The organism is Sandarakinorhabdus sp. (genome assembly GCF_032115815.1).
In the GTDB taxonomy this organism is placed as follows: domain Bacteria; phylum Pseudomonadota; class Alphaproteobacteria; order Sphingomonadales; family Sphingomonadaceae; genus Sandarakinorhabdus.
Map to the genome: position 1 here is coordinate 1 of NZ_JAUMBI010000243.1, position 20039 is coordinate 20039.

The 20039-nt window shown below is 65.2% G+C and carries 20 protein-coding genes; 12 read left to right on the forward strand and 8 right to left on the reverse strand.

Annotated features, from left to right (window positions below; genetic code table 11):
- From atpA to RT662_RS13770, 3 genes are all read right to left on the reverse strand, one after another.
- Nucleotides 1-1278 (reverse strand): F0F1 ATP synthase subunit alpha (atpA, locus tag RT662_RS13760; RefSeq protein ID WP_313671262.1); only part of this gene is annotated, 1278 nt, incomplete at its 3' end.
- Nucleotides 1279-1293: 15 nt separating this feature from the next.
- Nucleotides 1294-1854, reverse strand: coding sequence for a F0F1 ATP synthase subunit delta (locus tag RT662_RS13765; RefSeq protein WP_313671263.1), 561 nt, complete (start codon nt 1852-1854; stop codon nt 1294-1296).
- 105 nt (nt 1855-1959) lie between these two features.
- Nucleotides 1960-2346, reverse strand: a complete 387-nt coding sequence (locus RT662_RS13770; RefSeq protein ID WP_313671264.1) for a hypothetical protein — start codon at nt 2344-2346, stop codon at nt 1960-1962.
- Nucleotides 2347-2814: 468 nt separating this feature from the next.
- On the opposite strand from RT662_RS13770, the gene RT662_RS13775 reads away from it, so the two are divergent.
- Nucleotides 2815-3291, forward strand: coding sequence for a hypothetical protein (locus RT662_RS13775; RefSeq protein WP_313671265.1), 477 nt, complete (start codon nt 2815-2817; stop codon nt 3289-3291).
- A gap of 82 nt (nt 3292-3373) precedes the next feature.
- A complete protein-coding gene (locus tag RT662_RS13780) occupies nt 3374-4114 on the forward strand; it encodes a hypothetical protein (protein WP_313671266.1) in 741 nt (246 codons plus the stop codon).
- Here the strand turns inward: RT662_RS13780 and RT662_RS13785 are convergent, their stop codons facing one another.
- Nucleotides 4115-6385 (reverse strand): patatin-like protein, encoded by a 2271-nt coding sequence (locus RT662_RS13785; RefSeq protein WP_313671267.1) that lies wholly within the window; start codon nt 6383-6385, stop codon nt 4115-4117.
- Between the two features lie 87 nt (nt 6386-6472).
- Nucleotides 6473-7711: a M20/M25/M40 family metallo-hydrolase gene (locus tag RT662_RS13790; protein ID WP_313671268.1), complete on the reverse strand. Its 1239-nt coding sequence runs from the start codon at nt 7709-7711 to the stop codon at nt 6473-6475.
- Between the two features lie 84 nt (nt 7712-7795).
- Here RT662_RS13790 and radA point away from each other — a divergent pair, with 84 nt between their 5' ends.
- The 6 genes from radA (at nt 7796) to RT662_RS13820 (ending at nt 14722) form a co-directional block, all read left to right on the forward strand.
- On the forward strand, nt 7796-9175 hold the full coding sequence (gene radA, locus RT662_RS13795) for a DNA repair protein RadA (protein ID WP_313671269.1): 1380 nt from the start codon (nt 7796-7798) through the stop codon (nt 9173-9175).
- Nucleotides 9176-9213: 38 nt separating this feature from the next.
- Nucleotides 9214-9879, forward strand: a complete 666-nt coding sequence (locus tag RT662_RS13800; RefSeq protein ID WP_313671270.1) for a CvpA family protein — start codon at nt 9214-9216, stop codon at nt 9877-9879.
- Entirely contained in the window at nt 9879-11222 is a 1344-nt protein-coding gene (cysS, locus tag RT662_RS13805; RefSeq protein WP_313671271.1) for a cysteine--tRNA ligase, read from the forward strand. Before RT662_RS13800 ends, cysS begins: the two co-directional genes overlap by 1 nt.
- A gap of 55 nt (nt 11223-11277) precedes the next feature.
- Nucleotides 11278-11709 carry an iron-sulfur cluster assembly scaffold protein gene (locus RT662_RS13810; RefSeq protein WP_313671272.1) on the forward strand — a complete coding sequence of 144 codons (432 nt, stop codon included), beginning with the start codon at nt 11278-11280 and terminating at the stop codon, nt 11707-11709.
- Nucleotides 11709-13508, forward strand: a complete 1800-nt coding sequence (locus tag RT662_RS13815) for a monovalent cation:proton antiporter-2 (CPA2) family protein (RefSeq protein WP_313671273.1) — start codon at nt 11709-11711, stop codon at nt 13506-13508. The genes RT662_RS13810 and RT662_RS13815 overlap by 1 nt, the downstream gene beginning before the upstream one ends.
- Nucleotides 13509-14107: 599 nt before the next feature.
- Nucleotides 14108-14722, forward strand: coding sequence for an HAD-IA family hydrolase (locus RT662_RS13820; protein ID WP_313671274.1), 615 nt, complete (start codon nt 14108-14110; stop codon nt 14720-14722).
- Nucleotides 14723-14814: 92 nt separating this feature from the next.
- Here RT662_RS13820 and RT662_RS13825 read toward each other — a convergent pair whose 3' ends face one another.
- Both RT662_RS13825 and RT662_RS13830 read right to left on the reverse strand, forming a co-directional pair.
- The gene (locus RT662_RS13825) at nt 14815-15588 is read right to left on the reverse strand and encodes a molybdopterin-dependent oxidoreductase (RefSeq protein WP_313671275.1); all 774 of its coding nucleotides are present in this window, start codon (nt 15586-15588) and stop codon (nt 14815-14817) included.
- On the reverse strand, nt 15585-16427 hold the full coding sequence (locus RT662_RS13830) for a cytochrome b/b6 domain-containing protein (protein WP_313671276.1): 843 nt from the start codon (nt 16425-16427) through the stop codon (nt 15585-15587). The genes RT662_RS13825 and RT662_RS13830 overlap by 4 nt, the downstream gene beginning before the upstream one ends.
- 95 nt (nt 16428-16522) lie before the next feature.
- Here RT662_RS13830 and RT662_RS13835 point away from each other — a divergent pair, with 95 nt between their 5' ends.
- Nucleotides 16523-17500 carry a magnesium transporter CorA family protein gene (locus RT662_RS13835; protein WP_313671277.1) on the forward strand — a complete coding sequence of 326 codons (978 nt, stop codon included), beginning with the start codon at nt 16523-16525 and terminating at the stop codon, nt 17498-17500.
- Here RT662_RS13835 and RT662_RS13840 read toward each other — a convergent pair.
- The gene (locus RT662_RS13840; RefSeq protein WP_313671278.1) at nt 17497-17850 is read right to left on the reverse strand and encodes a hypothetical protein; all 354 of its coding nucleotides are present in this window, start codon (nt 17848-17850) and stop codon (nt 17497-17499) included. The genes RT662_RS13835 and RT662_RS13840 overlap by 4 nt on opposite strands.
- Before the next feature lie 27 nt (nt 17851-17877).
- On the opposite strand from RT662_RS13840, the gene RT662_RS13845 reads away from it, so the two are divergent.
- Genes RT662_RS13845 through dcd form a run of 3 tightly spaced genes read left to right on the forward strand, consistent with a single transcriptional unit; the run spans nt 17878 to nt 20029 of the window.
- Nucleotides 17878-18987: a serine hydrolase gene (locus RT662_RS13845; RefSeq protein ID WP_313671279.1), complete on the forward strand. Its 1110-nt coding sequence runs from the start codon at nt 17878-17880 to the stop codon at nt 18985-18987.
- Nucleotides 18984-19475: a UPF0262 family protein gene (locus tag RT662_RS13850; protein WP_313671280.1), complete on the forward strand. Its 492-nt coding sequence runs from the start codon at nt 18984-18986 to the stop codon at nt 19473-19475. The genes RT662_RS13845 and RT662_RS13850 overlap by 4 nt, the downstream gene beginning before the upstream one ends.
- Nucleotides 19475-20029 carry a dCTP deaminase gene (gene dcd, locus RT662_RS13855; protein ID WP_022679986.1) on the forward strand — a complete coding sequence of 185 codons (555 nt, stop codon included), beginning with the start codon at nt 19475-19477 and terminating at the stop codon, nt 20027-20029. Before RT662_RS13850 ends, dcd begins: the two co-directional genes overlap by 1 nt.
- The last annotated feature ends 10 nt before the right edge of the window (nt 20030-20039 follow it).

Sequence of the window (20039 nt, forward strand, 5' to 3'; positions counted from 1 at the left end):
CTCGGTCAGGCGCTTGCCGCGGTTCAGCAGCTTTTGCGTGGAGGCATCAAGATCCGAACCGAACTGCGCGAACGCCGCCATTTCGCGATACTGCGCCAGCTCCAGCTTGATCGAGCCGGCGACCTTCTTCATCGCCTTGGTCTGCGCGGCGGAACCGACGCGGCTCACCGACAGGCCGACGTTGATGGCCGGGCGGATGCCCTGGTAGAACAATTCGGTTTCCAGGAAGATCTGGCCGTCGGTGATCGAAATCACGTTGGTCGGGATGTAGGCCGAAACGTCACCCGCCTGCGTTTCGATGATCGGCAGCGCGGTCAGCGAGCCATTGCCGTTGGCGTCGTTCATCTTGGCGGCGCGCTCCAGCAGGCGGCTGTGCAGATAGAACACGTCACCCGGATAGGCTTCGCGGCCCGGCGGGCGGCGCAGCAGCAGCGACATCTGGCGATAGGCCACGGCCTGCTTGGAAAGATCGTCATACACGATCACGGCGTGCATGCCGTTGTCGCGGAAGAACTCGCCCATGGTGCAGCCGGTGTAGGGCGCCAGGAACTGCAGCGGGGCCGGTTCCGAAGCGGTGGCGGCGACCACGATCGAATATTCCATCGCGCCATTTTCTTCCAGCGCGCGCACGATCTGCGCCACGGTCGAACGCTTCTGGCCAACGGCGACATAGATGCAATACAGCTTCTTGCTCTCGTCGGTGCCGGCGTTCACGCCCTTCTGGTTGATGAAGGTATCGATGGCGACAGCGGTCTTGCCGGTCTGACGGTCACCGATGATCAGTTCGCGCTGGCCGCGGCCAACCGGCACCAGCGCGTCGAGCGCTTTCAGGCCGGTCTGCATCGGTTCGTGGACGGACTTGCGCGGGATGATGCCCGGCGCCTTCACTTCCACGCGCATGCGGGTCACGTCCACCAACGGGCCCTTCCCGTCGATCGGGTTGCCCAGGCCATCCACAACGCGGCCCAGCAGGCCCTTGCCCACCGGCACGTCGACGATGGTGCCGGTGCGCTTGACGGTGTCGCCTTCCTTGATGGCGCTGTCCGAACCGAAGATCACGATACCAACGTTATCGGCTTCCAGGTTCAGGGCCATGCCCTTGATGCCACCCGGGAATTCGACCATTTCGCCGGCCTGCACATTGTCCAGACCATGCACGCGGGCGATACCGTCGCCAACGCTGAGCACCTGGCCGACTTCCGAAACCTGCGCTTCGGTGCCGAAATTGGCGATCTGATCCTTGATGATCCGCGAGATTTCAGCGGCATTGATGTCCATCTGGGTGGTCCTCTTTTAAGCTTTGAGTGCCTGGCCGAGCATGTCGAGCCGGGTCTTCAATGACGAATCGATCAGGCGGCTGCCAACGCGCACCATCAGGCCGCCCAGGATGGACGGATCAACGTTCACGGTCAGCGCCACATCGCGGCCGATGCCGGCCTTCAACTTGGCGCCCAGCGCCTTCTGCTGCGCCGCCGTCAGCTTGTGGGCTGCCGTTACGGTGGCGGTCACTTCACCCTTGCGGGCAGCGTTCAGCGCGGCAAAATCGCGGATCACCGCCGGCAACAAGGCCAGCCGGCGATTGGCAGCAAGCACGCCGAGGAAATTCTTGGTCAGCCCATCAAGGCCCAGCCCATCGGCCACACCCGCAACAGCGGCACCCGCCGCGCCGCGACCAACCAGCGGCGACGACGTCAGCGCGGTCAGATCAGCCGATTCGGCCAGCGCCTCGGTCAGCGTCGCCAGGCTGGCCTCAACGGCGGCAAGCGCCTTGCCCTCGATCGCCAGCGCGAACAAGGCACGGGCATAGCGCCCGGAAAGGCCGGTGGCCACGCTGGATGAAATTTGTGCGTCCAAGGCTTCAGCCCCGTTTTGAATCGGATATGACAAAAGGCGCGATGAACAAGGTCCACCGTGTGCGGGGCGCGGCTAGCATGGGCCTGCCGATGTTGCAAGGCAGCATTAGCGGCGGGCGGGCTTTATGAAGAGGGGCAAGGCCGCAAACGCCAGCTGCCCGGCCAGCCCCAGCAGGCCGTCTGCTGTGAAGAACGACGCCAGATAGGCCCCCGGCGCCCGCCCGAACGCCATCGCCAGCCCGAACTCCGCCAGCATCAGCCATACAAACGCCGAACCACCCATCACCACCCGCTCCGCCAGGCCGAGCGGCTGCCGCGCCAGCAAGCGGCGGCCCCACCACCAGCTCACCGCCAGGATGATCGGCACTTCCATCGCCACGGCGGCCATCGCCCCCACCGCCGGCGCCAACCACAATGTGCGGATCGTGCCCAACGCAAAGGCGATGGCAAACACGCCAGCGAAATAGCGCAGGCCAAGGGCGAGGGCGGTCATGGCGGCCAGTATGCACGCGCGCCGCCCCTCCAGCCATTGCCGACACTACGGATGCCGGCCCTTCCCGCACGCAAGAACCAGACAAGCCTCCGGCAGGCAGGGGTGACCCCTGCACCCGTTTGTTTTGGAGCGCGCCCGCCCCACAAACACACGTCATGCTGGCGCAGGCCAGCATCCACCGTTGATCGAGGGCAATCCGCAGCCACACAGGCACCCGGCGGCAAAATGGATGCTGGCCAGCGCCAGCATGACAGGCGGTGGGAGTATCAGCAGCGTCCATCCCAAAAGCGCTCGTCGCCCCGGACTTGATCCGGGGCCCCGATCGAGTCCGGGGCGACGGTGTAATATTTGGTCAAAGGGCTAACCAAAAACAAATGGGTGCAGGGTCTGCGACCCTGCCCGCCGGAGGCCTCACTTCCTCTGTCCCCATCTGTCCTACAACCCCGTTCATCGGTTATATTAACCTTTATGAACAGCTCCAAGCCCTCCAAGCCGCCCGCTCTCCGCCCGCAGCACAACGGCTGGACGCCAGCCCGGCAGCAGCGGTTTCTGGATCATCTCGCCGCCACGGCCAATGTGACGGCGGCGGCGAAAGCCGCAGGGATGAGCAAGCAATCGGCCTATTGGTTGCGGCGGCAGTTGCACAGCTGGGAGTTCGCCCGCGCCTGGGATGACGCCTTGGCCGATCGGGATCGCTGGATCGAGGATCTGGCGATGGACCGGGTGCTGGAGGGGGAGGAGGAGGTGATCGAGCGGGATGGCCAGACCGTGGCTGTACGGAGGCGCCCGTGTGATGCGCGGCTGTTGTTGTTTCATTTGAAGCGGTTGGAGCGACGGGCCGCGCAGACAAATTCCCCAATTCGATACGAATCGTCAAAAGCGGCAGAACTGCGCGCGGAGCTCAGGGCGCTGGCGGCGGGGGAGGACTGGCCGCCTGCTGACTGAAGCAACACCGATCCTCTTGCCCTCAGGCCGCCGTTGTGGCCAAGGAAGGCAGGCACCCAAAAGGCACTGACAGCACAAACCCATGCCCTGGCTGTTCCACATCTTCCTGGCCATTCACGTCGGAGCCGGCGTGGTGGCGCTCACCAGTTTCTGGGGGGCAGTGCTGACGCGCAAGGGCGGGCCGGCGCATCGGCGCTGGGGGTTCATGTTTTCGGCAGCGATTTATACCGCGGCGGGGCAGGCGTTGGGAATGGGGGCGCTGTCGCTGGTGTGGCCGCTGGCGATGCATCCGCAGTTGACCGACGAAGTGCTCTATCGCGGCATGTTCGGCACAATGATGGTCTATCTTGGACTGCTGGCGATTTCGATGACCAGATACGGGCTGGTGATGGTGAGCAACCGGCGTGATCATCCCGGCAACCGGCACTGGTCGATGCTGGCGGTGCAGGGCGGCACCATGCTGGCGGCGGGCATCTGCCTGGTGCATGGCCTGTATCTGCTGGATCGCAATGGGCCTGTGATGGAGCCGATATTGATGGTGATGGTGGCGCTGCTCGGCTTTGGCACCAGCACCACCTATTTCCGTTATATCTTCAGCACGCCGGCAAGCCCGCGCGCCTATATCCCCGAACATTTCAAGGCGATGGTGGCGACCGGGATTGCGGCCTACACGGCATTCCTGTCCGTCGGGTTGATCGAGATGTTCCCCACCCACGCCTTCAACCCGGCGATCTGGGCCATCCCGACGATGTTCGGCATGGCGATCATCATTCATTATCTGCGGCAGTACCGGCCGGCAGGGAAAACCCAACCGGCGGAGTGATCATTCGGCCAGCGCGGTATCGAGCGCGGCGATCGTGTCTGGAATGTCAACAAGATGCGCCCGCTCTGCCGCCACGATGGCACGGAAGGCGGCGCGGCGGATTTCGCTGAGGGTGGCCGCATCGGGCCGGGCCTTGGCGGGAAGGGAGGAGACGATCAGGTCGATGAGCCGCTCGGCTCCGTGCAGGCGGCCCCACAGATAATCATGTTCCCGATAGGCGCGGCTGAAGAAGGCACCAAAGGCATTGAATAGAGCGCCCTTCAGCCGATGCCCGCCGACCGCAGTCAGGGCCGAGCAGTCTTCGGGGCTGATGCGATCAACCTTGATCTCGTCCAGCTCGTCGATGTTGCCATCGGCGATCAGCGGCAGGATGGCGATATCGAAGAAGGGGAAGCCGAGATAGGCCGCCACCAGATCGCGGCGCAGGCGGCGCGGCAGCCCGCTGGCCAGCAGCGCCACCAGTTCGGCATCGCTGCGGCCATCAAGGCCCTTCAGGTCGAGGGCGCTGGCCACGGCGGCCAGTGCACTGGCGGGATCGGCGATGGCGTTGCCGGCGGCCGCCACGCTGCCAGCGCTGGGCCAGCACAGCAAATGCGGGCCCAATATGGCGTAGAGCCCGGCCTTGATCTTGCCGAGCGCCGTCGCCGTTGCCTCGTCCGCCCCAGCCAGTTCCATGTTCACCCGCCGAATCAGGAAACGCAGGCGGCGGATGCGGAAATCGACATCGAAATTGCGCAGGAACAGCACATAGGGCGACGCCGCCCCGGTCTTGCCGATGGCGCTTTCCGGCTTGTTGACACCGCCGGCGTTGAGGTGGCGCCACAGGCTGGCCCGCACCGCGCCCACCTCCTGCCCGCCCAGATCGGCGATACGCTCGGCCAGACGTTCGGTCACCATGGCGAATTTCAGCCGGCCATAGGCGCCATAGGCAAAGCCCGTCGCTTTCGCCGCCTCGCTGTTCATGCGGCTGCGCCAGGCCGCCAGCCGTTCGAGGCTGGGCGAGAACAGCAGCAGCCGCATGCCGATGGCGGCGTCGATGGCGATATCCACCTGCGGCATCATGCCGATCACGATATGGCGCAGCCGGCGCGACCGGGTCGAAATCGCCTCGATCGTGCCCAGGCTGTCGCGGATCGGCTGCTGCCGGGGGATATCGGCGAGGGAGCGCAAGATGGTGCCGAAAAAGCCGGGCGGCTGGCCGGTCACCGCGCCATCGTCGTGCATCCCCGGCTTGGGATCGAGATAGACAAAGCGCCGGTCCACCTCGCGATGCGCCGGCCGCTTGCCCAGGGCGGCCAGCGCCGGGCCAAACGGCCGGTTGTCGAGCACGGCACCATCGATCAGGTCGACGCTCTCCGGTTGGAGGCGGCCGGGCAGCACCCGATCGATGAAGGCCTGCCGCCCGGGCCAATCCTCGCCGCGGCCTTTGAGCAATTCGTCGATCTCGGAAATTCGTGCCGGTGGGAAGGCACCGGGAAAACTCGCCGTGGCGCGGGCCGCAAACACCAGATCGGGCGTGGGGCCCAGACGCCGCTCTCCCCCGTCGCCGGGGCAGGCAAAGCCAATCACCAGGCGGTGTTCGGGCTCGGTCACTTCTTCTGGCGTGTTCAGCCGCAGCCGCTGCGGCGCGCCGTGGTAATCGGTCACCGTCACGAACAGATCGAATGGGTGCAACCGCGGCACCAGCGGCGGCGTGCGCTCGCCCTTCTCCATCGCGGCAAAGGCATCGGCCAGCAGGCCCGAGAAGGCCGCGCCGGAAAACGGCGGCTTGAACCAGCGGCTGCGCATGAAACGGGACAGTTTGCGCTTCACCTCGCCGTGCGCCGCGACTTCGGCCTTGTCTTCATCCTCCAGGCCGCGCCGGCGCACCCACCACACCAGCGGGATCGCCCACAGCTTCGACAGCGGCCGCGACGCTGCCGCCTTGTCGAGCAGAACGTCGCTGTCTGCCCCGTCCAGCCACAGGCCGCGGATGGCATCCAGATCATGGCCCTCCACCAGTGCCCGGGAGAGCAGCACGCCGTTGATGCCGCCCGCCGAAGCGCCGGCAACGATGTCGCACATCACCCTGAGATCGAGGCCGGGCAGGCTGTCGAGCAGTGCCTGATAGACAATCTCGCTGTCCCGCGCCGGCGGCAATCCGGCCGGACTGTGCCGCCGCATCGAGGCGCGCGCCAGTTTCCACACCTCCTTGGTGAGGCCATGCATGTACACCGCCAGGCTTACCCCGCCGTAACAGACCAATGCGAGGCGCAGCTCCTTTGTCTGCAAAGGGGCCTCCTTTCACAGATCAGTCTGGCTGACCCTTCAAGCCCCCGCAAGTGCTGGGGAATTTCAAGGCGAGAAGCAGGAATTGCCTCAGCGCTTGATGTTGGCCACTTCTACCACGATGTCGAACGCCGTGGTCAGCCCTTTCACGAAGGTGCCGCGCTCCACGTTCACATATTCATCCAGCGCGTGGGCGCGGAAGCCGCCGCCGCCGGCACCCAGCGTGATGGCCGGGATGCCGAGGCTGATCGGGATATTGCTGTCGGTGGAACTGGGCATCAGTTGGGCATCGTAGCCGCCGGCTTTCAGAATCCGTTCGGCGGTTTGCACCAGGGGGTCTGTGGCCGGTGTGGTGCCGGCTGGGCGGTCGCCGATCAGTTCGGGGACCGCGCTGATCTTGCCGTAGCGCGTGTCGCGGGCGGCGTTTTCGGCGGCGACGCTGTCTTCGATAATCTTCAGGAACTGGCTTTCGAGCGCCTTCAGATTGGTGGTGGAGGCCGAGCGCATGTCGAATTCGGCGAGGATGAGATTGGGGATGGAGTTCACCGAAGTGCCGCCGGCGATTGTAGAGGCGGCGAAGGTGGTCTTCACGTCAGTGGGCGGAGCGATCTTGTAGAGGCCTTGCACGGTGCCGGCCATCGCCGCCATCGGGTTGACGATGCCGAACGCGCCATAGCTGTGGCCGCCCGGCCCCTTGAAGGCGACGCGGTAACGGCGGGAGCCGACGCCGCCGTTGACGATGCGCGCGACATTGCTGCCATCGAAGCTTATGAAATCGCCGATGCGGGGTTTCAGTGGGCTGGCCGAAAAGATGTGGCGCACGCCGCGCAGATCGCCCTGTCCTTCTTCACCGACGTTGGCGACGAAGATGATATCGCGAGTGGTCTGCACTTTGCCGGCGTCCATGGCGCGAACAAAGGCCAGCAAGGCTGCCAGGGTGACGGTGGTATCGCCGATGCCGGGCGCATGCAGCGTGTTGAATTCGCGGCGAACCTTGATGGGCACGTCGGGGGGGAACACCGTATCGAGGTGGGCGGCGACCATCAGCGCCTTGGTAGCGCGATCCCTGCCGGGGCGGGTGCCGATCACGTTGCCGACAGCGTCGATGTGGACATCGCTGAGGCCCAGTGCCTTGAACTTCTCCAGTATGCGCTGCCCGCGTGCAGTTTCCTTGAACGGCGGGGCGGGGATTTCCGTCAGCTCGATCACCTCGGCGATGGTCTGATCATAATCGGCAGCAATTTTCGCGTGAGCAGCCTTGATGGGTGCTGGCTGGGCGAGCGCCGGAGCAGCAGTTGCGAGGAGCAGGGAGAGGAGGAGAGTGCGCATGGCTGCATCTCGCACGGCGGGCAGGCCGCTTGCAAGTGCCGCCGCGCCCGCCTAATGTTGCCTTTCTGTTCTGGATGGTATGTGATGGCAAAAGGCAAGACGCGCTTCGTGTGCCAGGCCTGCGGGGCGGTGGCGCCGCGCTGGGCGGGGCAGTGCGGGGACTGCAAGGAATGGAACACGCTGGTGGAGGAAGCCGCCCCAGTGTTCACGCCCTTTGCGGCCAAGCAATCGCTACAGGGTGGCGGCCGGCGCATCGCGCTGGAAAGTCTGGCCGACGATGTGGCGCTGCCGCCGCGGCTGAGCACAGGCATTGCCGAGCTTGATCGCGCTCTGGGCGGGGGGTTGGTGCCGGGCAGTGTCACCCTAATCGGCGGCGATCCCGGCATCGGCAAATCTACCTTGCTATTGCAGGCGGCCGGCAAGATGGCGCGCACAGGGGCGAGTGTCGCCTATGTCTCAGGCGAGGAAGCAGCGGACCAGGTGCGGCTACGGGCGCGGCGGCTGGGGCTGGCCAAGGCCGATGTGGCGCTGGCGGCCGAAACCAATGTGCGGGACATATTGACAACGCTGACCAGCCTGAAGGCCCCACCCGGTCTGCTGGTGATCGATTCCATCCAGACCATGCATTCAGACACGCTGGAAGGCGCGCCGGGCACAGTTTCTCAGGTGCGGGCATCGGCGCAGGAACTGATCCGTTATGCCAAGCTGTCGGGCGCCGCGCTGATTCTGGTGGGTCATGTCACCAAGGACGGGCAGTTGGCCGGGCCGCGTGTGCTCGAACATATGGTCGATACGGTGCTCTATTTCGAAGGGGAGCGCAGCCACCAGTACCGCATCTTGCGCGCCGTGAAGAACCGCTTTGGCGGGACGGACGAGATCGGCGTATTCGCTATGGGCGCTGACGGCTTGGAGGAAGTCGCCAACCCATCCAGCCTGTTCCTGACCAGCCGTGCCGAAGGCGCCAGCGTGACAGGCGCCGTGGTGTTTCCGGCGCTGGAAGGCACGCGGCCGGTGCTGTGCGAAATCCAGGCGCTGGTGGTGCGGGTGCCATCAGGCGCGACGCCACGCCGGGCCGTGGTGGGCTGGGATTCGGGCCGGCTGGCGATGCTGCTGGCCGTTCTGGAAGCGCGCTGCGGCTTGGCCTTCGGCGGCCATGAAGTCTATCTGAACGTGGCCGGCGGCCTCAGGATTGCCGATCCGGCGGCCGATCTTGCAGTGGCCTGTGCGCTGGTTTCGGCGCTCACGGACCGCCCGCTGCCTGCAGACGCTGTGGCTTTTGGCGAAGTGGCCTTATCGGGCGAATTGCGGGCGGCCGGCCTGGCTAGTTTGCGCCTGAAGGAGGCGGCGAAGCTGGGCTTTGGCCGGGCCTTCGTGCCGGACGGGACCATGGCTGGAGGGCCGATGCTGGTCAGCGGGTTTCGCACGATGAACGGGTTGGTGGATCACCTTGGCCGGCCGGAATAGGCTTTTTCCACGCCCCCAAATCGGTTAGGCGCTGCTGTATGGACACTGTAACGCAGCTTGCCGGCTTTGACTGGATCGTGGTGCTGATCGTCGGCATCACGGCCGTCTTTGGCCTGATGCGCGGCTTCATTGCCGAAGTCGCCAGCCTGGCCGCCTGGGTGGCCGGCTTCGTCGCTGTGCGGCTGTTCTATGCGCCGGCCCGCGCCATTTTCGAAACGGCCAGTGGCAGTGAACTCATCGCTGCGGTCGCTGCCGTAATGGGGCCGTTCCTGATCGCCGTGCTGCTGGTCAAGCTGATCGGCAGTTTCCTGTCGAACAGTGCCAAGGGCAGCGTGATCGGCCCGGTGGACCGCTTGCTCGGCCTTGGCTTTGGCTTGGTGAAGGGCTTTTTGGCCGCCAGCCTGATTTTCCTGCTAATCACGCTGGGCATGAAGATCGTGCCGGGTGACGATAGCCGGCCCGATTGGCTGGCCAGGGCGAAGACGACGCCAACGCTGGCGCTGGTGGCGAGCGCCATGGTCTCTTACGTTGGCGATGCGTGGAACCAGCAGCAGAAGCTGATCAATCCTGAGCGCGACCCTCATGCCGGCTTGCCCGGTTTTGGCGACGACGAGGAGGGTGACGGGTACGGCAAGAAGGAGCGCAACTCGCTCGACAAGCTCCTCGATGATCAGGAAAAATCCAGCCCCGGAACCGCTATCTGATGATCCGTCTGTATAACACCGCCGCCCGCACTAAGCAGGCACTGGTGCCGATCAATCCCGATCGGGTGACGATGTATGTCTGCGGCCCCACCGTTTATGGCCGGGCACATATCGGCAATTTCCGTCCCGCCGTGGTGTTCGACGTGCTGCAGCGCCTGCTGCGCCACACCTATGGCCCGGACAAGGTGATTTACGCCCGCAACATTACCGATATCGACGACAAGATCATGGACAAGGCCCGTGCCGAGGGCGTGAGCATCGACGTGATCACCGAGCGCTACGAGTCTCTCTATCTGGAAGACGCGGCCACCCTTGGCGTGGAACGTCCTGATCTGCACCCGCACGCCACCACGAGCATCCCTGCGATGGTGGCGATGATCGATCTGCTGATCGCCAAGGGCCATGCCTATGTGGCGGAAGGCCATGTGCTGTTCGATGTGGCCAGCCACGGCGATTACGGCAGCCTGTCGCGCCGGCCGCTGGACGAAATGATCGCCGGCGCGCGGGTTGAAGTGGCGCCGTACAAGAAGAACGCCGCCGATTTCGTGCTGTGGAAGCCGTCGAGCAAGGACCAGGCCGGCTGGCCCTCGCCCTGGGGTCGTGGTCGGCCAGGCTGGCATATCGAATGCTCGGCGATGATTGCCGAAAGCCTTGGGACCACCATCGATATCCACGGCGGTGGCATTGATCTCACCTTCCCCCACCACGAGAATGAATGCGCGCAGAGCGCCTGCGCCCATGATGGTGCGCCGCTGGCCAACATCTGGATGCACAACGGCTTCCTGAACTTCGGCGGCGGTGAGAAGATGTCCAAGTCGCTCGGCAATGTGCTCAGCGTCGGTGAGCTGGTGGAGGCCGGCTGGACGGGTGACGAGCTGCGCCTGGGGCTGCTGTCCGCCCAGTATCGCCAGCCGCTCACGTGGGACCAAGCGCTGCTGACCCAGGTCCGCAGCCGCCTGGACAAATGGCTGCGCAAGCTGGGCGATGTGCCGAAGGGCGTGCGCCCGCCGCCGCCGGCTGCGGTGGTGGAAGCGCTTTCCGACGATCTCAACACGCCCGCCGCGCTGGCTGCCATCGCCGGCATCGAGCAGGACCGCGAGGCGCTTTTGGGCGCGCTCGCGTTCCTCGGCCTGCCCTCGCTGGGGCCGGAAAGGAGCCGTCATGCCAGCGACGCCCGCAACGCCGATCCGGACGCGGCCCGCATCGACGCGCTGGTGGCGGAGCGCGTGGCGGCGCGGAAGGCCAGGAACTGGGCCGAATCCGATCGCCTTCGTGATGCGCTGGTGGACGAAGGGGTGCTGCTGGAGGATGGACCGGGCGGCACGACCTGGCGCCGCGCCTGAAGGGCGGCATTTTCCCGCCTATCCACAACAGGGGCGGGACGGGTAAGAAGTACACATGTCCGAAACCCTCTACAACGCGGCGATTCTGCGCCTGAAACTGGCGGGTGAGGGCGCGCACCGGTTGGCGGCGGCGGATGGCAGCGCCACCCGGGTCTCCCCCGTGTGTGGCAGCAAGATCATCGCCGATGTGGCGCTCGGGCCGGATGGCCGCATCGCCGCCGTGGGGCTGGACGCGACCAAGGCCTGCACGCTGGGCCAGGCCAGTGCTGCCGTGGTGATGGAACGCGTGCCGGGCATGGACGCTGCTGCGCTCACCGCCACCCGTTCTGCCCTCGCCGATTTCCTCGCCAGCCGCGCCGAAGCTGCGCCGGAAGGCTGGGCCATCTTCGTGCCGGCCCGCGCCCACCGCGCCCGCCATCCTTCGATCCTGCTCGCGCTTGATGCCGTGCTGGCCGCGCTCGCCGAAGCCGGGCAGGTCGCCGCCTGATGGAGCATGGCTCCACCCTGCTGCGCGATATCGTCGTCTATCTGGCGGCCGCCGTTGTGCTGGTGCCATTGTTCATCCGCTTCAAGCTGGGGGCGGTGCTGGGCTATCTCGCCGCCGGCATATTGATCGGGCCAGCGGTGCTTGGCCTGGTGGGCAATGCCGAACAGACCCTCCAGTTCGCCGAGTTTGGCATCGTGCTGCTGCTGTTCGTGATCGGCCTGGAACTGCAGCCGTCGCGGCTGTGGGCCCTTCGGCGAGATATCTTCGGGCTGGGGCTGGCACAGGTACTGCTGTGCGGGCTTGGGCTCACCGGGCTTCTGCTGGCGCTCACCAGTTTCACCTGGGAGGCGGCGCTGGTCGTCGGCCTGCCGCTGGGCCTGTCCTCCACCGCACTGGTGATGCAACTGTTGAACGAGCGCCAGATGGCCGCCACGCCGTTTGGCGAGCGCAGTTTTGCCATGCTGCTGTTCCAGGATCTGGCCATCGTCCCCATGCTCACCATTGTCGGCGCCCTCAGCCGCGCCCCGCGCCCCAATCCGGTGCCGGGCTGGCAAACAGCGCTGATGACGGCGGGTGCGTTGCTGTTTCTGGTGCTGGTCGGCCGTTATGCCCTGCCGCGCCTGTTCCGCATCATCGGATCGCTGGGCGCCCGCGAAGCCTTTGTTGCCGCCGCTCTGCTCTGCGTGATGGGCAGCGCACTGCTGATGGCCAGCCTGGGGCTTTCGATGGCGCTGGGCGCGTTCGTCGCCGGCGTCATGCTGGCCGAATCGCCCTATCGCCACGCCCTGGAAGCCGACATCGAGCCGTTCCGCGGGCTCATGCTCGGCCTGTTCTTCATCGCCATCGGCATGAGCCTTGATCTGGGCGTGGTCGCGGCCAACTGGGGCCTGGTGCTGGCGCTGGTGGTGGGCGTGATGGCGGTGAAAACCACCATCATCGCCGTGCTGGCGCGCAGTTTCGGCACCGAATGGCCGCGTGCCTTCAAGATGGGGCTGCTGTTGGCCCAAGGCGGCGAATTCGGCTTCGTGCTGTTTGCCGAAGCCGAACGCGGCCTGTTGATCAGCCATTCGGCGGCGCAACTGTTCGGCGCGGTCGTCACTTGTTCGATGGCGCTCACGCCGCTGCTGTTCCGGCTGGCCGGGCGGATGATCGCCGGCAAGGACGATCCCGGCAGCCGCGACGGCCCGGAAAGCGCCGGCACCGCTGGCCACGGCGGCCATGTCGTGCTGGTCGGCAGCGGCCGCGTGGGGCAGGTGATCGCCCAGATGCTGCGGGCTCGCGGGCAGGCCATCACCGCCATCGATCTGGATGCCGAACTCATCGATATCACCGCCCGCTTTGGCAACACCGTGTTCTGGGGTGACGGCACCCGCCTCGATATCCTGCGCACCGCCGGCATCGAAACCGCCAGCGCCCTGGTGTTTGCCATCGATGGCCGCTGGGATCCAAAGGCGGTGCTGGTACCAATTCAGACCGAATGGCCCGACCTGCCGATCATCGCCCGCGCCTTTGATCGCAGCCACAATATCGCCCTGCGCCAGGCTGGCGTGGAACAGGTGGTGCGCGAAACGCTGGATGGCGCCGTTGCCATGGGCCGCGAAGTGCTCACCGCGCTGGGCACGCCCGAAACGATGATCGACGCCATCGAAGCCGAATATCGCCGCCGCGATCTGGAACGGCTCGATCTGCAATTGTGCAGCGGCGACATCATGTCGGGCGCCGACACGATCATCCGCGGCGCGCTTGATCTGGACGGCGCGCCCGATCCGGCCTCGCTGGGCGAAATCCCGCCGGCGTGAAGGCCTCCGGCGGGCAGGGGCTGAGCCCCTGCACCCGTTCGTTTTGGGGTGGCCCATATCTCCCACCGTCACCCCCGCCTGACACGGGAGCTGAGCTGATTTTGGCGACCGCTCGCCCCTGAACCTGTGAAAGAGCGAAACTCCGAGTGCCACCCGTGCCATCACGAGTAAATCACTGGAATCAAATCAATAATTGTACGATTTCAGATTTGCCAGTTTTGACGAATTGTATCGGATACAGGATTTTTTCACGACCCACGGCCATCCCGCGCCCAAGCGCCAAGGCAGTGCCATGATGACAGGCTTTGCCCGTGTAGGACAGGCGGGCGGCCGTTCGCGGTTTCGAGAGCGAAAAGGGGCCTCCGGCGGGCAGGGTCGCAGTCCCTGCACCCGTTTGTTTTCAGGATCGCCAATCGCCGAGAGGCGCCGTCATGCTGGCGAAGGCCAGCATCCACCGCCTTGTGGGCGCACGCGTGGCCGTCATTGGTCCCAGCCCCACCATGGATGCTGGCCTTCGCCAGCATGACAAATGACAGGCGAGCGTTATCGAGCCATTAGCGGACTCGCGGGCCTTCCGAGGAAAGCGAAAGGGTGGAGGAATGAGACGCAAGGCGATCATGGTTGATGTGGACGGCGTGCTCGTCACGCACCCGGATGCAGGTGGCTGGTCTGCCAATCTCGAGAACGACCTCGGCATCCCGCTTGCCTCACTGCAAGACGGATTTTTCCGTCGCCATTGGGCTGATGTCGTGCACGGACGCGCTGCTCTTCGAGATCGCTTGGCACTCGCTCTCGCCGAATTTGCACCCTCGGTCTCTCCGGCAGCCCTCATTGAATATTGGTTCAAAAACGACGCGCACATCGACGAATGCTTACTCGCGGAACTTCAGCTCTTGCGAAAGGCAGGCTTCGAGCTCCATCTGGCGACAGTCCAGGAGCATGAGCGTGCCGCATATCTTTGGGATCGTCTGGCGCTGAAAGATAGCTTCGATGGCATGCATTATGCTGCCTCCCTAGGCTATTCCAAGCCCGATCATGCCTTCTACCGTGCGGTTGAAGCCGCTGTGCAGATCCCACCCGCAGCCATCTTCTTCATCGACGACAAGATCGACAACGTTGAGGCGGCGAGAGAGTGTGGTTGGGCCGCTGCACTATGGACAGGGGACAGCACCGTCAGGGAACTCATGCGTGCGGTTCAGTGGGACGACCGCTAGCCACCCCAAATCCGCCACCAAGCGCCCCCCGAAAACAAACGGGTGCAGGGTCTGCGACCCTGCCCGCCGGAGGCCCATTTTCCTCTAAATCCTCACGTCCCCGCGTACCACTCGTACCCACGGTCGGGCCAATAGCCGCCCTTGCCGCCGCCAAACGGCGCCAGGCTGTCGGCGACGACGATCTGCATCAGATATTTGGCCTGCTTGTAGCCGAGCTGGCGTTCGACGCGCAGGCGGACGGGCGCGCCGTTGCCGGTGCTGAGGGGCTGGTTGTTGAGGCTGTGGGCGAGGATGGTCTGGGGGTGGAAGGCGTCGACGAGGTCCACGCTTTCGTAATAGCGGCTGGCGGATTGCAGGCCGCCTTTGGAGGCTTCGCCGCCATAATCATCGGCGCACAGGAAGACGATGTAACGCGCGCCGTCGCGCAGGCCGGCGGCTTTCAGGAGGTGGGCGAGTTGCGGCCCGGTCCATTGGCCGATGGCGCTCCAGCCTTCCACGCAATCGTGGCGGGTGATCTGGGTGCGTTGCGGGAGGGCGCGCAACTGGGGGAGGGTGAGGGAGAGTTCGCGCTGCACCAGGCCAGTCACCTTCAGGCGCCAATCGGTGAAGCCGCCGGCAGAGAGGCGCTGCCATTCGGGGTTGGTGGGTTCGTGGGTGCCGTTGACCTTGAAGGTGGGCGAAATGTCAGACGCGGTGAATTCGCGGGCCAGGCCATCGCGGCCAACCAGGCGTTGCCAGCGATAGGTGGCCTGTTCGCCGGCGCCGATCACGGCCTTGGCGGTGGAATTGCGGGTGAGCGCGTCGCAGCCGGTGAGCAGCAGCCCGGCGGGGACGGCGGTGAGGAGGTGGCGGCGGTGCAGGATCATTTGCCCCCTCCGATGGTCATGCGCCCGGTGATCATCGCGCCGATCTGGCGAAACGGGCCGGAGAGGACGACGAGCACGAGGTGGAGGACGAGGAAGCCGGCGATGCCCGCCATGGCGAGAAAATGCACCGAGCGCGCTGATTGGCGGCCGCCCCACAACTGATCGAGCCAGGGCCAGCTTGCGTCCATCCCCGGCGACATGGCGAGGCCGGTGAGGATGACGGTGGGGATGAGGATGAGGGTAACGCCGGCATAGGCGAAGCGTTGCAGCACTGCGTAGGACAGCGCGGCTTCGCCCTTGGGGAAGTTCAGTTTCACATGTTCCACGATGTCATGCCACAGATGGGCGCGGGTGAGGTGGCGGCGCTTGGGCAATATCTCGCGCCACAGCCGGCCGGAGACGAGGCCATGAAGCAACCAGGCCAGGCCGTTGAGGATGATGACCCAGGCGAAGAAGAAGTGCCACGTGCGGGCGGTGGCGAGATCGCGGCCAGATGGCAGTGTGGCCCAGTGCGGGAAGGCGACGAAGCTGATCGTGCCTTTGGGTGATTGCGACACGCCGATGAAGCCGGTGGTATCAAGGCGCGTGCCGGCAATCTCGATCCAGCCGGTGGGGCTGCGCCACGGCGGCGAAGCACCGGTTTCCAGCCACAGTCGCTCGCGTTGGTCCACCGATCCGGCATCGCCCCAATAAAGCCGCGGGTGGGCGCCGAAGATGTTCAGCCCGGTCATCAGCAGCACGATGATGGCAATCGCGTTCAGCCAGTGGGTGAGGCGCACCAGCCAGTGGTGGCGCAGCACGCGGCGCGGTGGAGCTGGTGAGGGGGCGGCGGTGGCCATGGCTGTTAATGGCCTGTTCGCAGCCAAAGTCCAATTGGTTGCAGGCGCCGCAGGTGGGGGTGCAAAGTGAATGATGTTGCGCCATGGTGGCCGCGATGCTGAGGATCTTCTCTGCCACGGGCCACCAACTGATCGGCACGGGTGATGCCCTGCCGGATGATGCGGTGTGGATCGACCTGTGCAACCCCACGCCGGAGGAGGAGTCGCAGGTCGAGACCGCGCTGGGCTTTGGCGTGCCGACGGCCGACGAGATGGCGGAGATCGAGACATCAAGCCGGCTGTATGTCGATAACGGCGCCATCGTGATGACCGCGACGCTGGCCACCGGGCTGATCACCGAAACGCCGGAAACCGTGCCGGTGAGTTTCGTGCTGGGCGCGCGCCACCTGGTGACGGTGCGCTATGCCGAGATTCGCAGTTTTGATCGCTTTGTCGCGCAACTGGAACGCGCGCCGGGCCAGTGCGGCAATGCGCCGATGGCATTGATGGGGCTGATCGATGCCATCGTCGATCGGCTGGCCGATGGGCTTGAACATGTTGGCCGCGAGGTGGACCAGATCAGCCGCGCCGCCTTCCGCCGCGCGGAAGCTGGGGCCCATGGCCGCCAGTTGCAGCGCCGGTCAAATCTCGCTTTGCAGGCGTTGCTGACCCGGCTGGGCGCGGCGCAGGATGGGCTGAGCAAGGCGCGCGAATCGGTGGTCTCGCTCACCCGGGCACTGTCGTTCCTGCAGTTTGCAGCGCCCAAGGATGCCGGCCTTTCGGCCCAGATCAAGACGCAGGTGCGCGATCTGGCCAGCCTGGCGGATCAGGCCAGTTTCATCGGCAGCAATCTCACCTTCCTGCTGGATGCGACGCTGGGCCTGATCTCCATTGAGCAGACGGCGGCGCAGAAGATCTTCTCGGTGGCCAGCATCGTGTTTCTGCCGCCCACGTTGGTGGCCGGCGTTTATGGCATGAATTTCCAGCATATGCCGGAACTGGGCTGGCAGCTTGGTTACCCGATGGCGCTGGGCATCATGCTGGCCGCCGCCGTGCTGCCTTATGCGATCTTCCGCTGGCGGGGGTGGCTTTAAGGCGCGTCCAGCGTGCAGCCATATTCCGGATCGAAACGCGAGATGCGTTTGGAGAGCAGCGGCACTTTCGCCGTGATCGTGCGGTTGGCGCTGTCTTCTTCCACCTGCACCACTTCTGTGCCCGGTTCGCGATCGGTGTCGCAGCTCGCCATGTCCCGCCCGCTGACGAAGCGGCAGCTGCAGGTGACCTGGGCGATATAGCCGGTGGCCAGCGCCGCCTGCCGGCCGGTGGTGGAATAGCGCAGGCCGAGCCAGCCGCCCGCCGCCAGGCAGAGCAGCAACAGCGGCACCCAGATCAGCCAGCGGCGGCGCGGCGGGGCAGCAGGGGGTGATGTGTCACTTGCCAGCATGGGGGCAGGGCCTTTAGCGTGAAATTCATGACAAGGTGGAGAAACATCGCGGCAGCCGCAAGCCTGTTGCTGACCGCAGGGGGCGCCCTGGCGCAGCCCGAGCGCTCGCCAGTGGCGATTCCGGCCACTGTGCCGGCCTCGGCCCTGCCTGCCGCCGATGCCCTGTTCACCGATCCGGCGCTGAAGGAAACGCGGGCGGTGATCGTGCTGAAAGATGGCAAGCCGATCTATGAACGTTATGCCCCCGGCTATGGCCCCGGCACGCGGCTGATCAGCTGGTCGATGGCGAAACCCATCACGTCCACGCTGATCGGCTTCCTGGTCGCCGATGGCAAGCTGGAGCTGGATACGCCCGCGCCGGTGCCGGAATGGCGGAACGATGCGCGGGCGAAGATCACGCTGCGCCAACTGCTCCACATGGCGTCGGGCGTGAAGCATATCGAAGCCGGACCGGCGCCGGAGCGGGCCGACACCAATCGCGCGCTGTTCGCCGATACCTCGGCCGATATCGCCAAGGCCGCCGTCGCCGAGCCATTGGAAGTCCCGCCCGGCACCCGCTTTGAATACAACACGCTGACCACGCACATTTTGGCGCGAATCGTTTCCGATGTGGTGGCGCCGGGCGCGACGCCGGCCGAACGCAAGCGCAAGGTGCGCGCCTTCATCAACGATCGGCTGGCCGGGCCGGCGGGCATGGCCAGCCTGCTGTGCGAGTTTGATCCGCAAGGCAATCTTTATGGCGGCTCGCTGTGCTTTGCCACCGCGCGCGATTGGGCGGCGTTCGGGCAGCTTTATCTGGATGGCGGCGTGGTCGCCGGCGTGCAGGTGGTGCGGCCGGATTGGGTGCGCTTCGTGACGACGCCATCGCCCACCAATCCCGGTTATGGCGGGCAATTCTGGCTGAACCGCAAGCCGGCCAATGGCAAGGATGAAGCGCTGTTCTGGCGCGCCGGACCGCCCGATGCCTTTGCCGCGATCGGGCACTTGGGCCAATATGTGATCGTGGTGCCATCGAAGCGTATCGTCGTGGTGCGGCTGGGCAAGACCCAGGATGATGTGCTGCAGCCGGTGCGCGATGGCCTCGCAAAACTGGTGAACAGCTTTGAGCCCAAGGGTAGTTTGGCAGTGAGCAAATGACCACGCCGGATTACCGCCTGATCGACATCAAGCTGGATGAACGCACCATCCTGTGGCGCAACGCCGATATCGAGCAGGAGCGCCGCGTCGCCATCTTCGATCTGCTGGAAGGCAATGAATTCAAGCCCATCGCTGCGGCGGACGCCGGCCATCACGGGCCGTACAAGTTGCTGCTCGGCGTGGAGGATGGCCGGCTCGACGTGACGGTGAGCAATGGCGACGACATCCAGATCGATGCGTTTCAGGTCGCGCTGAGCCCGTTCCGGCGCACCATCCGCGAATATTTCGCCATCTGCGACAGCTATTACCAGGCCATCCGCCAGGCCAGCCCGGGCCAGATCGAAACCATCGACATGGCGCGGCGCGGCATCCACAACGATGCCGCCGAACTGCTGAAGGACCGGCTGGAAACCCGCGCCATTGTCGATTTCGACACGGCGCGCCGCCTGTTCACCCTGATCTGCGTCCTCCACATCAAAGGCCACTGATGTCCGTTTTGTCCGACCGCTGGATTCGCGAAACCGCCCTGAACGAGGGCATGATCGAACCGTTCGTGGAGCGGCAGACGCGCGGCGGCTGCATTAGTTATGGCCTGTCGAGCTATGGCTATGACGCGCGCGTGGCCGACGAGTTCAAGATCTTCACCAATGTCGACAGCGCGGTGGTGGACCCCAAGAATTTCAATCCCAACAGCTTCGTCGATCGCAAGACGGATGTGTGCGTGATCCCGCCCAACAGCTTCGCCCTGGCCCGCACGGTCGAATATTTCCGCATTCCGCGCGACGTGCTGGTGATCTGCCTGGGCAAGAGCACCTATGCCCGCTGCGGCATCATCGTGAACGTCACCCCGCTGGAACCGGGTTGGGAAGGCCATGTCACGCTGGAATTCTCCAACACCACGCCGCTGCCAGCCCGCATCTATGCCAACGAAGGCGCCTGCCAGTTCCTGTTCCTGAAGGGCAACGAGCCCTGCGAGGTCAGCTATGCCGACCGCGCCGGCAAATATATGGGCCAACGCGGAGTCACGTTGCCGAAGTTGTAACGCCGTCGGG